This is a genomic window from Bradyrhizobium sp. 138 (assembly GCF_023074075.1).
In the GTDB taxonomy this organism is placed as follows: domain Bacteria; phylum Pseudomonadota; class Alphaproteobacteria; order Rhizobiales; family Xanthobacteraceae; genus Bradyrhizobium.
In genome coordinates, this window is sequence record NZ_JADPKT010000071.1 from 19,197 (window position 1) to 32,628 (window position 13,432).

Annotated in this window: 13 protein-coding genes; 11 read left to right on the forward strand and 2 right to left on the reverse strand. The window is 65.4% G+C overall.

Features of this window, described 5'->3' with window-relative positions; translation table 11 throughout:
* Positions 1-56: 56 nt before the first annotated feature.
* Positions 57-1,502 carry a xylulokinase gene (xylB, locus tag IVA79_RS23545; RefSeq protein WP_247557232.1) on the reverse strand — a complete coding sequence of 482 codons (1,446 nt, stop codon included), beginning with the start codon at positions 1,500-1,502 and terminating at the stop codon, positions 57-59.
* A gap of 13 nt (positions 1,503-1,515) precedes the next feature.
* Positions 1,516-2,439, reverse strand: a complete 924-nt coding sequence (locus tag IVA79_RS23550; protein WP_247557234.1) for a LysR family transcriptional regulator — start codon at positions 2,437-2,439, stop codon at positions 1,516-1,518.
* Between the two features lie 106 nt (positions 2,440-2,545).
* On the opposite strand from IVA79_RS23550, the gene IVA79_RS23555 reads away from it, so the two are divergent.
* The 11 genes from IVA79_RS23555 (at position 2,546) to IVA79_RS23605 (ending at position 13,416) form a co-directional block, all read left to right on the forward strand.
* Positions 2,546-2,869 carry a Dabb family protein gene (locus IVA79_RS23555; protein ID WP_247557236.1) on the forward strand — a complete coding sequence of 108 codons (324 nt, stop codon included), beginning with the start codon at positions 2,546-2,548 and terminating at the stop codon, positions 2,867-2,869.
* Positions 2,866-3,945, forward strand: coding sequence for a maleylacetate reductase (locus IVA79_RS23560; RefSeq protein WP_247557238.1), 1,080 nt, complete (start codon positions 2,866-2,868; stop codon positions 3,943-3,945). The genes IVA79_RS23555 and IVA79_RS23560 overlap by 4 nt, the downstream gene beginning before the upstream one ends.
* Positions 3,946-3,949: 4 nt before the next feature.
* Positions 3,950-5,317, forward strand: coding sequence for an amidohydrolase family protein (locus IVA79_RS23565; RefSeq protein ID WP_247557240.1), 1,368 nt, complete (start codon positions 3,950-3,952; stop codon positions 5,315-5,317).
* A 20-nt stretch (positions 5,318-5,337) separates the two neighbouring features.
* Positions 5,338-6,240, forward strand: a complete 903-nt coding sequence (locus IVA79_RS23570) for an NAD(P)-dependent oxidoreductase (protein ID WP_247557242.1) — start codon at positions 5,338-5,340, stop codon at positions 6,238-6,240.
* Between the two features lie 15 nt (positions 6,241-6,255).
* Positions 6,256-7,140, forward strand: coding sequence for an intradiol ring-cleavage dioxygenase (locus IVA79_RS23575; RefSeq protein WP_247557244.1), 885 nt, complete (start codon positions 6,256-6,258; stop codon positions 7,138-7,140).
* Between the two features lie 54 nt (positions 7,141-7,194).
* Positions 7,195-8,589, forward strand: a complete 1,395-nt coding sequence (locus tag IVA79_RS23580; protein WP_247557247.1) for an FAD-linked oxidase C-terminal domain-containing protein — start codon at positions 7,195-7,197, stop codon at positions 8,587-8,589.
* A 10-nt stretch (positions 8,590-8,599) separates the two neighbouring features.
* Positions 8,600-10,123: a sugar ABC transporter ATP-binding protein gene (locus tag IVA79_RS23585; protein WP_247557249.1), complete on the forward strand. Its 1,524-nt coding sequence runs from the start codon at positions 8,600-8,602 to the stop codon at positions 10,121-10,123.
* Complete coding sequence (locus IVA79_RS23590; protein WP_247557251.1) at positions 10,116-11,066, forward strand: ABC transporter permease; 951 nt, start codon at positions 10,116-10,118, stop codon at positions 11,064-11,066. Before IVA79_RS23585 ends, IVA79_RS23590 begins: the two co-directional genes overlap by 8 nt.
* On the forward strand, positions 11,063-12,040 hold the full coding sequence (locus IVA79_RS23595; RefSeq protein ID WP_247557253.1) for an ABC transporter permease: 978 nt from the start codon (positions 11,063-11,065) through the stop codon (positions 12,038-12,040). The genes IVA79_RS23590 and IVA79_RS23595 overlap by 4 nt, the downstream gene beginning before the upstream one ends.
* A gap of 41 nt (positions 12,041-12,081) precedes the next feature.
* Positions 12,082-13,056, forward strand: a complete 975-nt coding sequence (locus IVA79_RS23600) for a sugar ABC transporter substrate-binding protein (protein ID WP_247557255.1) — start codon at positions 12,082-12,084, stop codon at positions 13,054-13,056.
* Between the two features lie 72 nt (positions 13,057-13,128).
* Complete coding sequence (locus IVA79_RS23605; RefSeq protein WP_247557257.1) at positions 13,129-13,416, forward strand: YciI family protein; 288 nt, start codon at positions 13,129-13,131, stop codon at positions 13,414-13,416.
* Positions 13,417-13,432: the final 16 nt, after the last annotated feature.

The window sequence follows — 13,432 nt, forward strand, 5'->3', positions numbered from 1 at the left end:
AAAGGCCGCAGGCCAGGGCAATACCGAACACACGAGAATGCAACGTCGAGGCGGCGCTAGTGGCGCGGCCGATACAGTTCGCGCCACGCGGGATGCCGCTCGGCATAAGCATCCGTCAGCCCGGCGTCAGGTTCGAACGTCTCGATGCGTTGCGGCCGCGTGCAAACAGTTGCGATTGCCTCACCGGTGACAGCAAGCCGCCCCAATCTCGCCGCACCGAACGCCGCGCCGGTCTCACCTCCGGCAAAGCGATGGACCGGGACATTCAGCACGTTTGCCAGCACCGAGAGCCAGAATCGCGACCGCGATCCTCCGCCAATGACGTCGGCTTCCGCGATCGCAATGCCGGCCCCCGCAAGCGCGTCGCGGCAATCGGCAAGCGCGAAGGCAACGCCTTCGAGCACCGCCTGCACGATCGCCGTGCGATCGGTGCCATGGCTCAAACCATCGAGCATGCCGCGCACGACGGGATCGTCATGCGGCGTCCGCTCACCCGCAAGATAAGGCAGGAAGCTCACGGGCGACGGTGCCTGCGGGCGCGACCCCAGCGGCGCCAGCAACTCAGCCTCGGTGACGCCGAACAGCCGCGCGGCCCAGGCCAGGCACGAAGCGGCCGACAGGATCGCGCCAGCCTGAATCCACATGCCGGGAATGGCATGGCAGAAGGTGTGCACGACGCGATCGGGGTTTGCGGCAATCCTGTCGGTCGGCGCCAGCAAGGCGCCCGAAGTTCCCAGCGACACGAACGCGGTTCCCGGCCGGATCGCACCGATGCCGATGGCACCTGCCGGATTGTCGCCCGCGCCGCCTGCAATGACCGACTGCCCGGTCATGCCCCAGCGCCGCGCCAGCTCGCTGCGCAGTGTCGTTGCGGGCGCGCATCCTTCGACGAGACGCGGCATCTGATCGCGCGACAGGCCCGTCGCGGCCAGTGCTGCGTCCGACCAGTCCCGGCGCGCGGCGTCGAGCCAAAGGGATCCCGACGCATCCGAGACGTCCTCGATGGCGTCACCCGACAGCACCAGACGCAAGTACGCCTTTGGCAGCAGAACGAGCCTTGTCGCCGCAAAGATGTCGGGCTCGTGCGTCGCGATCCAGAGCAGCTTTGGCGCGGTGAATCCCGGCATGGCCTTGTTGCCCGTGACCGCACGCAAAGCGGGCCAGCGCTGCTCCAGGATACGGCACTCAGCGGCCGCACGTCCGTCGTTCCAGAGGATGCAGGGCCGCAAGGGCTTTAAGCTCGCATCGAGCAGCGTGGCGCCGTGCATCTGGCCGGACAGTCCAATGCCTTTGACATCCGCCAGCGCGCCGGGATGCGTTGCTTTCAGGGCATCCAGCGTGGCGAAGGTCGCATCGATCCATTGCGCGGGATCCTGCTCGGAATGGCCTGCTAGCGGCGAGGCGGTCGCGAGCGGCCGGCTCTCGCTTGCAATCACGCGTTGGGCGTCATCGACGAGAACGGTCTTGACTGCGGAGGTACCGAGATCGATGCCGAGATACATGGATGCTCTCCGCTCATTTCGCCGCGTCGATCCAGATCCCCGGCTCCGAATGCTCGCGGATATAGCTGACCAGGAAATCGGAAAACACCCTGATCTTGGCAGGCAGCCTGACGCGGTTTTGATAGGCGATGTTCATGGTCAGCAGCGGCAGCTCCCAGCCCATCAGGACCGGCACCAGCCGGCCGGCGGCGATATCGCCCTGCACGATGTAAAGCGGCTGGATCAGGATGCCGAGCCCTGCGCGCGCTGCGCCGCAGATGATCTGGCCGTCATTGCTGTCGAGCGTCGGCGCGATCCGCACCGTCTGCGTCGTGCTGCCCTGGCTCAGCCGCAGCGAATAGGGATCGTTGGCGAGATTGTAGATCAGCATGTTGTGGCGGGCGAGATCTGTGGGATGCTCCGGCCGGCCGTGCTTCTCCAGGTAGGAGGGAGCCGCCGCAAGCACACGATGCATCTGGCCGATGCGGCGGACGATGATGTTGGAATCCGGCTCGTGCTCGCGCGTGCGGATCGCCACATCAATGCCGGCTTCGATGAAGTCCAGATAGCGGTTGGCGCTGATGATCTGCACGCTGAGATCTGGATAGAGCGCGCGGAAGGCGGGCAGCATCGGCGCGAGATAGATCATCGCGAAGGACAGCGAAGACGTCACGCGCAGCATGCCCTTCGGCGACAGCGCGCGGTCGGAGACCGCGTCCTCGGCTTCGGCGAGCTCGTTCAACAGCGTGCTGCACCGCTGCAGCAGTTCCTGCCCGGCTTCAGTCAGCCATTGCCGGCGCGTGTTGCGCTCGATCAGCCGGACCGCAAGCCGATCCTCCAGCGCGCTGAGATGGCGGCTCGCGGCCGCGTTCGACATCCGCAGGATTTCGGCAGCTTTGGAAAGACTGCCGAGTTCAGCGGTTTTGGAGAAGACCTCGAGTTGGAGCAGCCGGTCCATTTTTGCTGATACAGGAAAAGAGACTTACAAATTTTGACCTTTATTTCCGATTTCTGCAAGGCAAAATGAGCCAACAAAAGAGAATGGCAGGCGAGGAAATCAGGAAATGTCGGGCCCGATCAGGCACATCGTGATGTGGCGGCTGCGTGGGGAGACGCCTGCGGAGCGCGCCGCCGCCCGCCTCAAGGTCAAGACCCTGTTCGAGGGCCTGAAGGGGCGGATCGATGGCCTCACCCATATCGAAGTCGGCGTGGACGTCAGTGCGGTCGACTATGCCTGCGACGTGGTCCTGTTCTCCGAATTTACCGACCAGGCGGCGCTTTCCGCCTATGCCAACCATCCGGAACATCTGCGTGTGCGCGAGGCGCTGGGCGACTTGCGGATCGGACGCTTCCAGGTCGATTATCCCTTCAAAGAGACCGGCGCATGATCGGTTCGTTCACCTTTGAAAACCTGCCCTGCCGCGTCGTGTTCGGCAGCGGAACGCTTTCGTCGGCCAAGGCCGAGGTGGAGCGGCTCGGCGGCACGCGCGCGCTGGTGCTGACGACGCCGCAGCAGGAGGCGCAAGGCAGGAGCTTGGGGGCGGCACTCGGTTCGCTCTATGCCGGCATCTTTCCCGGCGCGACCATGCACACGCCGGTCGAGGTCACGGAGCGGGCGCTCGCCGCGATGAAGGCGTGCGCGGCCGATTGCGTCGTCTCGCTCGGCGGCGGCTCGACCACGGGCCTCGGCAAGGCGCTGGCCTTGCGCACCGGAATCAACCAGCTCTGCATTCCCACCACCTATGCCGGCTCGGAGATGACGCCGATCGTCGGCCAGACCGAGAACGGCCTGAAGACCACGGTGCGCGATCCGGCGATCCTGCCGGAGACCGTGATCTACGATGTCGACCTCACCCTGACGCTGCCGGCGAATCTGGCCGCCACATCCGGCATCAACGCCATCGCCCATGCGGTGGAAGCGCTCTATGCGCGTGACGCCAATCCCGTGACGTCGCTGATGGCGGAAGAAGGCATCCGCGCGCTGGCACGCGCCCTGCCCGTGATCGCCGCCAGGAGCGACGACCGCGAGGCCCGCACCGAAGCCCTCTATGGGGCCTGGCTCTGCGGCGTCTGCCTCGGCACCGTCGGCATGGCGCTGCATCACAAGCTCTGCCACACGCTGGGCGGCACCTTCGACTTGCCGCATGCCGAAACGCACACCATCGTGCTACCGCACGCGCTCGCCTACAACGCACCGGCCGTGCCGGATGCGATGGCACGGATCTCGCGCGCGATCGGCTCGGCGGATGCATCACAGGGGCTTTATGACCTTGCCAAGCGCTTGGGCGCGAAGCTGGCGCTGCGTGACGTCGGCATGCCCGAAAGCGGCATCGACAAGGCGGCCGATCTCGCGGTGACGAATGCGTACTGGAATCCGCGGCCGCTCGAGCGCAATGCCATCCGTGACCTGATCGCACGTGCCTGGGCCGGCGAGCCGCCGGCCGCGACCAAAGCGGCGGCGTGAGGCGATGCGGCGCACACTGATCAAATCTGCCACCGTCATCAGCATGGATGACGCGATCGGCGACCTCGGCACCGGCGATGTGCTGGTCGAGGGCAGCCGTATTGCCGAGGTGCGGCCGTCGATCGACCTCGGCAGCGGTGATGCAGAGATCATCGACGGCAAGGGCCGCATCGTCATTCCCGGCCTGATCAACGCGCACATGCACACTTGGCAGACCGGCTTGCGCGGCTATGCCGCGAACTGGACGCTGCTGGAATATTTCCGCCGCATGCATGCCGGCCTCGCCACCGTGTTTCGGCCCGACGACATTCATATCGCAACGCTCGTCGGCGCGCTGAACCAGATCAATTGCGGCACGACCACGCTGGTCGATTGGTGCCACAACAATCCGACGCCCGATCACACCGATGCCGCCGTGCGCGGCCTGATCGAGAGCGGCATTCGCGCCGCCTTCTTCCACGGCTCGCCCAAGCCCGAGCCGAAGCCGGGCGAGCCGCATTTCTCGGAGGTGCCGCATCCGCGCCGCGAGGTCGAGCGGTTGCTCGCCGGCCCCCTCGCCGACCGCGACGGCCTCGTCACGCTCGGGCTCGCGATCCTCGGCCCGCATTATTCGACGCTCGATGTCGCCATGCATGACTTCCGCCTGGCGCGGGAGCTCAAGCTGATCGCCTCCATGCATCAGGGCGGCGGACCGGTCAAGACGCCAGGCGGCTGGGAGAGGCTGATCGAGGCGGGCCTCGTCGGCGCCGGCATCAACATCGTGCATGGCAACGATCTGCCTGACGATCTCCTGGATCGGTTGGTCGATCTTGGCGTGTCCTTTTCGGTGACACCCGAGAACGAGATGATCCAGGGCCACGGCTTTCCGATCACCGGACGGCTGCTCAAGCGCGGCGTTCGCCCGACCATCGGCATCGACCTCGAATCCGTCCTGGCCGGCGATCTCTTCTCCGCCGCCCGCATCGCGCTATCGATGCAGCGGGCGCTCGACAATGCCGAGGCTCGTCAAGCGAATGGCGCCATTCCGGCAACGACCACGATTCCCGTCCGCGAGGCGCTGCGCTGGATCACGACGGAAGGCGCCCGCATGCTCGGCCGCGAACACCAGATCGGCTCGCTAGCACCGGGCAAGCTCGCCGATCTCGTCATCATCAACGCCTCCGATCTCAATCTCGTCCCGGTGCACGATCCCGTCGCAACCGTGCTGATGCAGACGAGCCTCGCCAATATCGAGTCCGTGATGATCGGCGGCGCCTGGAAGAAGCGGAACGGCCAGTTGCTGGTTGACGGGCTGGAAACAAAGAAACAGCTGCTGGCGCAATCCGGCCGGCGGCTGGTGCAGGACATCGAACGACAGGGACGCGTCGCCTGAGGCGCCAACGGACAACAACAATGGCAGATACCTCGAAAAACATCGCTTTCATCGGGATCGGCAAGATGGGCCTGCCGATGTCGGCGCTCGTCGCCAAGGCTGGCTACACTGTCACCGCGTTCGATCGGAGCGCGGCGCGGCTGGACGAAGCGCGCGCACAGGGCATTTCGATTGCGGCATCGCCGGCCGAGGCGGTGAGCGGCAAGGCCGCTGTCTTCACGTCCCTGCCCGATGATGCGGCCTTGCGCGGCGCGTTGCTCGGCCCGACCGGCCTCATCGCCGCGATGGCGCCTGGAGCCGTCCTAATCGAGACCAGCACCGTCAGCGTCGACGCTTCCAACGAAGTTGCAGCCGCCGTCCAGGCGCGCGGCATCGCCTATCTGCGTGCGCCGGTCTCCGGCAATGCCAGCATCGTTCATACGGGCGCGCTGACCTGCTTCGTCTCGGGGCCGAAGGACGTCTTCGAAAGCGCAAAGCCGCTGTTCGCCGCCTTCACCCGCGCCCAGACCTATCTCGGGCCAGCCGAGGAAGCGCGCTACGCAAAACTCTCGGTCAACCTGATGATCGCCGTGTCCGCGGCGATGATGGCCGAGAGCCTGGCGCTGGCCCGCAAGGGCGGCATCGCCTGGCAGGACATCTTGAAGGTGCTCGACGACAGTGCGGTCGCCTCTCCCATGGTGAAGTACAAGACCGCGCCGCTGCGCAGCCGCGATTTCGAGTCCACCTTCTCCTGCAAGCAGATGGCCAAGGATCTCGACCTCATCCTAGGTGCCGGCCATGCCGTCGGCGTGCCGCTGCAGCTCGCAGCCCAAGTGCGCGAGACCTATGGCGCGCTGGTCGCACAAGGCGACGGCGACACCGACTTCATCGCGACCGTCAAGCATCTCGAACGGCTGTCCGGCCTCGGCGAGCCCAAACTCTGATCGGCGGAGACACTGATGCGCAATTTCAACGAGACCACGATCACGGATGCGGTGCTGGAGCGCATCGCGGGCGCGACCGATCCGCGGATCAAAGAGGTCAGCGAGGCGCTGGTGCGCCACCTGCACGCCTTTGTCCGCGAGGTGCGGCCGACCCAGAAGGAGTGGGAGTTCGGCATCGACTTCCTGACCCGCACCGGCCACATGTGCGACGACAAGCGCCAGGAATTCATCCTGCTGTCGGATACGCTCGGCGTCTCCATGCTGGTCGACGCCATCAACCATCCGGTGCCGGAGGGCGCGACCGAGACCACTGTGCTCGGGCCGTTCTTCGTTCAGGCCGCGCCAGAGAAGGACAGCGGCGCCGATATCTCCGGCCCGATGGAGGGTGATCCGCTGCTGGTCACCGGCTCGGTCTCGACCGTCGACGGCAAGCCGCTCGCTGGCGCCGTCGTGGACGTCTGGCATTCCGACGATGACGGCTATTACGACGTGCAGCAGCTCGATGCCATCGGCGATCTCGCCATGCGCGCGCGCTTCCACACCGATGCCAATGGCCGCTTCCATTTCTGGTCGATCAAGCCGGCCGCCTATCCCATTCCGCATGACGGCCCGGTTGGCGACATGCTGGAGGCGCAGGGTCGCCATCCCTGGCGTCCCGCCCATGTGCATTTCATGATTTCGGCGCCCGGTTTCGAGCACTTGGTGACGCATGTGTTCGTCGCCGGCGATCAGTATCTCGACAGCGACGTGGTGTTCGGCGTCAAGGACAGCCTGATCCGCGACTTCGTCCGACATCCGGCCGGCCGTGCGCCGGATGGTCGCATGGTCGAGCGCGAGTATTTTCATCTCAACTACGATTTCGGCGTGAAGCAGGTCGCGAGCAACGCGAGAGCCGCTTAAGCTGGACGACGGACCAACAAGAGTCCGGCCATAGGGAGTAGACGGGAGCTGAGGATGGGACCGCGGGTCAGCACGAGCATATTGGCCGATCGCCTCACCGGCATGATCGGTCCGCGCGCGAGCGTTGCGCGCGGCGTGCTCGATCAGCACGGACAGAGCGAGTCGCATTATCGCAATCTGCCGCCCGACATCGTCGTCTTCCCTGAGACGACGCAGGAGGTCGCCGAGATCGTGAAACTGTGCGCCAGCGCAGGCATGCCGATCGTCCCGTTCGGCGCCGGGACCTCTCTTGAAGGCAACGCGGCCGCAGTCGCGGGCGGCGTCTGTCTCGACTTCGCGCGCATGAACAAGGTGCTGGCCGTGCACGACAGCGACATGGATGTCGTGGTGCAGCCCGGCATCACGCGCAAGCAGCTCAACGCGGAGCTGCGTAACACCGGCCTGTTCTTCCCGATTGATCCCGGCGCCGACGCCTCGATCGGCGGCATGACATCGACGCGCGCCTCCGGCACCATGGCCGTGCGCTACGGTACCATGAAGGACAACGTCATGGCGCTGGAGGTGGTGCTCGCCGATGGCCGCATCATCCGCACTGCCAGGCGCGCGCGCAAGTCGGCGGCCGGTTATGATTTGACGCGTATGTTCGTCGGCGCGGAGGGAACGCTGGGCGTCATCACCGAGATCACGCTGAAGGTGCACCCGGTGCCGCAGGCGATCTCGGCAGCGGTCTGCAGCTTCGACACCCTGCACGACGCCGTCGATACCGCGATCTCCGTGATCCAGTCCGCGATTCCCGTAGCGCGCATCGAGCTGCTCGACGACGTCATGATGCGCGGCATCAATGCGTACGCCAAGCTCGGCTATCGCGAGGCGCCGACCCTGTTCTTCGAATTTCACGGCTCCGAATCCTCCGTCGCCGAGCAGGCCGAAGCCGCGCAGGCGATCGCCACCGATCATGGCGGTCACGGCTTTGCCTGGGCCAAGGCACAGGAAGACCGCAACCGGCTCTGGCACGCGCGCGACAACACGCTCTATGCCGGCCTCGGCCTGCGGCCAGGTGCGCGCGCGGTGATCACCGACGTCTGCGTGCCGATCTCGCGGCTGGCGGAGTGCCTGACCGAGACGCGCCGCGATGCCGACCAGCATGGCTTCACAGCGCCGATCGTCGGCCATGTCGGCGACGGCAATTTTCACATGCTGATCCTGATCGATCCCAACAAGCCTGAAGAGTCCGAAGGCGCCAAGGTGCTGCAGGCCCGCATGGTCGCCCGCGCCATCGCCATGGACGGCACCTGCACCGGCGAGCACGGCATCGGGCTCGGCAAGATCGACTATCTCACCGACGAGCTCGGCGAGGCCGTCGACGTGATGCGGTCGATCAAGACCGCGCTCGATCCAAATGGTCTGATGAATCCCGGAAAGATATTTGCGAGCGGAGCCAACGCATGAGTGACATGGCATGAGCGACGCGCTCCCGATCGAGGTCACCTCGCCAACGCCGCTCTTGGAGCTGCGCGGCATCAGCAAGGAATTTCCTGGCGTCAAGGCGCTGGACGACGTGTCCTTTGCCGTCTACCCCGGCGAAGTCCACATGCTGCTCGGCGAGAACGGCGCCGGCAAGTCGAGCCTGATGAAGGTGCTGTGCGGCGCCTATCGCGCCGACGCCGGCGAGTTCTATTATGAGGGAAAGAAGGTCGCGATCTCATCGACGGCGGATGCGCAGAAGCTCGGCATTGCCGTGATCTTCCAGGAATTCTCGCTGGTCCCCTATCTCGACATCGCCCAGAACATCTTCCTGGGACGCGAGCCTGGGGGACGCATCCCCGGCACCATCGACCGCCGCAAGATCCTGGCCGATGCGAAGCGCGTGCTCGGCACGATCGGATTCGACATCGATCCTTCGACGACCGTCGACAAGCTCGGCGTCGCGCAGCAGCAGATGGTCGAGATCGCCAAAGCGATCAGCCAGAACGCACGCATTCTCGTCATGGACGAGCCGACCGCCGCGTTGTCCGACCGCGAGACCGAGCTGCTGTTCGAACTGATCGCGCGGCTGAAGGCCGATGGCGTGTCCATCGTCTACATCTCGCACCGCATGGCCGAGGTGTTCGCGCTCGGCGATCGTATCACCGTGCTGCGCGACGGCCGCCGCATCGACGGCGTCCGGCCCGCCGACGTCACGCCGGACCAGCTGGTGCGCATGATGGTTGGCCGCAACGTCGACATGACCTATCCCAGGCATTTCGCCGACAAGCCGGGCGAGCTGCTGCTGGAAGTCAAGGGCCTGAGCTCCGCGACCGGCATCTCCGATATCAACATCGAGGTGCGCCGGGGCGAGATCGTCGGCCTGTGTGGCCTGGTCGGTTCCGGCCGCAGCGAGGTCGCGCGCGCCATCTTCGGCGCCGATCCCGTGACATCGGGCGAGATCATCTTCGACGGCAAGACCATTTCCGGCGAGCCTGACCTTGCCGCCCGCCGCGGCATCGCGCTGATCCCGGAGAGCCGCAAGAGCGAGGGCCTCGCGCTGCTGCGCTCGGTGAGCGACAATCTCGTGGTGTCGGCGCTGCGAAAGCTGTTCCCGAGTGGCCTGTTCGACCAGCGCGCCGCACAGCGCACCGCCGACGGTCTGATCAGGCAGCTGCGCATCGCGACACCGAGCGCGCGGCAGACCGTCGGCCTGCTCTCCGGCGGCAACCAGCAGAAGGTCGTGATCGGCAAGTGGCTCGCGGCTGGCTCGAAGCTTTTCATCTTCGATGAGCCGACGCGCGGCATCGACATTGGCGCCAAATCCGAGATTTTTGCGCTGATTGACCGCCTCGTCGCGGAAGGCGCCGCAGCTCTCATGATCTCGTCCGAGCAGATCGAGATCTGCCATGTCTGCGACCGCGCCTATGTGATGCGCGAGGGGCGCATCGCCGGGCACCTGACGCGCAACGAACTGACCGAGGAGAACATCGTGCGACTGGGGATGCACCATGCGTGAAGCCGCGATCGTCTCGGCACCGAATCCGCTGCAACGGATTCCCGGCGTTGCCATCGTGCTGGTGCTCCTGATCGCGCTATTCAGCGTGATCGCGCCCGGCTTCCTGTCAGTCGCCAACCTCTCCAATGTCCTGGTGCAGTCCACCATCCTGACCATGCTCGCGTTGCCGATGACGCTGATCATCATGACCGAGGGGCTGGACCTGTCGATGGGCGCGGTGCTGACGCTGACCTCGCTCTGCGTCGCCATCGTGTCGCTCGCGACCAAATCGATGCTGCTCGGCCTCGGTGCCGGCCTGCTGGTCGGCACCGCCTTCGGCGTCGCCAACGGCTGGCTAGTTGCGATCCTGGGCATTCCGCCCTTCGTCGCAACGCTAGGGACGCTCGGCATGGCGCAGGGTCTGTCACTGATCGTCAGCGACGGCCAGAGCGTGGTGGGTATCTCCCACAGCGTGCGCGATATCTATTCCGCGACGCTTCTGGGTGTGCCCGTGCCGATCGTGATGGCGCTCGTCACCTATGCGGCATTCCACGGCCTGCTCTATCACACCCGCTTCGGCACTTACATCTTCGCACTCGGCGGTAACCGTGAGGCGCTGCGCTATGCCGGTCTTTCGCCGAACAAGCTGCTGATCGCGGTCTATGCGATCGGCGGTGCCATGGCCGGCATCGCCGGCCTGTTGATGACCGCGCGGATGAATTCCGGCCATCCCACCGCCGGCCTCGGGCTGGAATTCGACGCCATCGCAGCCGTTGCCGTCGGCGGCACTTCGTTCGAGCGCGGCAATGGCTGGCTGCTTGGCACCTTGCTCGGCGTTCTCTCCGTCGGCGTGCTGCGCAACGGGCTGAATCTGATCTCGCTGCCGTCCTCGGTGCAGGTCGCAAGCGTCGGCGTGCTCGTCATCGTCGCCCTGTTCCTCGATGGCCTCCGGAGCCGCGCATGACCGACATCACCAAAGAGGCGATCATGCCGGCCCGCTCCTTCCTGTCGCAGGATGCGATCCAGGTGTTCTACCGCCTGCTGGCGGCGTTTCTGATCTGCGCGGTGCTCGCCGTGCTCAGCGATTCCTTCCTGAGCCTCGGCAACATCCTCAACGTACTCCGCCAGGCGAGCCTGACCTTCTTCATCGCCTCCGGCCTGACGCTGGTGGTGCTGACCGCCGGCCTCGACCTCTCCGTCGGCGCCAATGTCGCGCTATCCGCCTGTATCGCCGGCACCGTGATCCACAAGACCGGCTCGCCGGCGCTCGGCATCCTCACCGGGCTTGCCTGCGGCGGCATCGTTGGCCTGCTCAACGGCATCATGGTCACCGCGCTGCGCATCCCCTCCTTCATCGCCACTTACGGCATGCTCTGGGTGCTGAACGGCCTCACCTATTGGTACATGGCGGGCGAGACGCTGCACGGCTTCCCCGCGGGCTTCCGCCAGATCGGCAGCGGCTATCTGTTCGGCCTGCCGATCCCGGTCTACCTGCTGCTGGTGTTCCTCGGGATCGGGACATTCTTCGCCCAGCGCACGGTTTGGGGCCAGGAGATCTATGCGATCGGCGCCAATCCGGTCGCGGCGCGGCTCTCCGGCATTCCCGTCGCGCGGCGTCTGCTGCTGGTCTATGCCGTCTCCGGCACCATGGCGGGACTGGCCTCGATCATCTTCCTGTCGCGGCTCAATTCGGCCGAGGCCGACATCGGCGAGAGCCTGACGCTGCCGGCGATCGCGGCGGTGCTGATCGGCGGCACCTCGCTGTTCGGCGGTGTCGGCACCGTATTCGGCACCTTCATCGGCGCGCTGATCCTGACCTTGGTGCTGAACGGCATGAACCTGCTGTCGGTCAGCGCCAACTGGCAGCCACTCGTGACAGGCATCATCGTCATTCTCGCGGTCTGGCTCGACATGAAGACCCGGCGCCGCGCGCAATGAGTTCTAACAATCCAACAAGCAAAATGAGGGATGGAGGCAACATGAAACAGAAGCTGGGATATCTCGCGCTGCCGCTGCTGATGGCGGCGGCGTTCACGACGCAGGCGCGGGCCGACGGCGAGACCATCGCCGTCTTCACCAAGAACCAGACCAATCCGTTCTTCCAGACGGTGCGGGTCGGCGCCGACAACATGGCGAAGACGCTGAACGCGAAGACGCTGCAATACATCCCGACCAAGCCGGATTCGATTCCCGAGCAGCTCAGCCAGATCGAGGACGTCGTCGTGAAGAAGCCGAGCGCGATCGTCTTCACGCCGGTCGACTACAAGGCGATGGTGCCGGGCGTCGAGAAGATCAACGAGGCCAAGATCCCCGTCGTCAACATCACTGACCGCTCCGCCGGCGGCAAATTCCTGTCCTTCGTCGGTGCCGATGATTACAGCCTTGGCCTGGAGACCGCGCGCTTCCTGCTCAAGACGCTCGGTGGCAAGGGCAACATCGTCATCATCGAGGGTGTCAAGGGCTCGCTGACCAATGTCGATCGCGTCCGCGGCTTCAACGACGCGCTGAAGGAAGCGCCCGGCGCCAAGCTCTTGGCCTCGCAGCCCGGCAACTATCAGCGGCTGCAGGCGCTCCAGGTGATGGAGAATTTGATGCAGTCGAATTCGCAGATCGACGGCGTGCTCGCTGCCAACGACGCCATGGCGGTCGGCGCGATCGAGGCGCTCGACGGCGCCAATCGCAAGGCGCAGGTGATCGGCATCAACGGCACCAAGGAGGCGATCGACGCGATCAAGTCCGGCAAGCTGCTGGCGAGCGGCGACTACAACGGCTTTGCGCAAGGCTGCCTCGGCACCATGATGGCGATCCGCGCCTTGCGCAACCAGCCTGTCATCAACGAGATCGTGCTGAAGCCGACCGTCATCACCAAGGACAACTACAAGCCGTTCGACGTGCCGCTGGAGCAGCGGACCTGCCCGACCTTCGAGGACGCCAGCAAGCTCAGCGCCAAGTAAATCCAACCATCACGTCCGGACGGTCGCCTCGGCGACCGCCCCAAGAACCGATCTTAAGAAACGGAGACCATCATGCTGTTCGCCATCCACGCCGTCGACCGCGCCGGCGCGCTGCCGACCCGGCTCGCCAATTACGACGCCCACAAAACTTTCCTGAGCGACACCTCGCGCTTCGGCGTCAAGATCGTGATGTCGGGACCGCTGGTCTCCGACGATGGTCAGACCATGATCGGCAGCCTGTTCTTGATCGAGGCGCCGGGCCGCAGCGAGGTCGAGGCCTTCAATCACGCCGATCCCTTTGCCGCTGCCGACATCTGGGAAAAGGTCACGATTACCGGCTTCCTGCGCCGGCAGGGGTGAGGCCGGCCTCATCGAA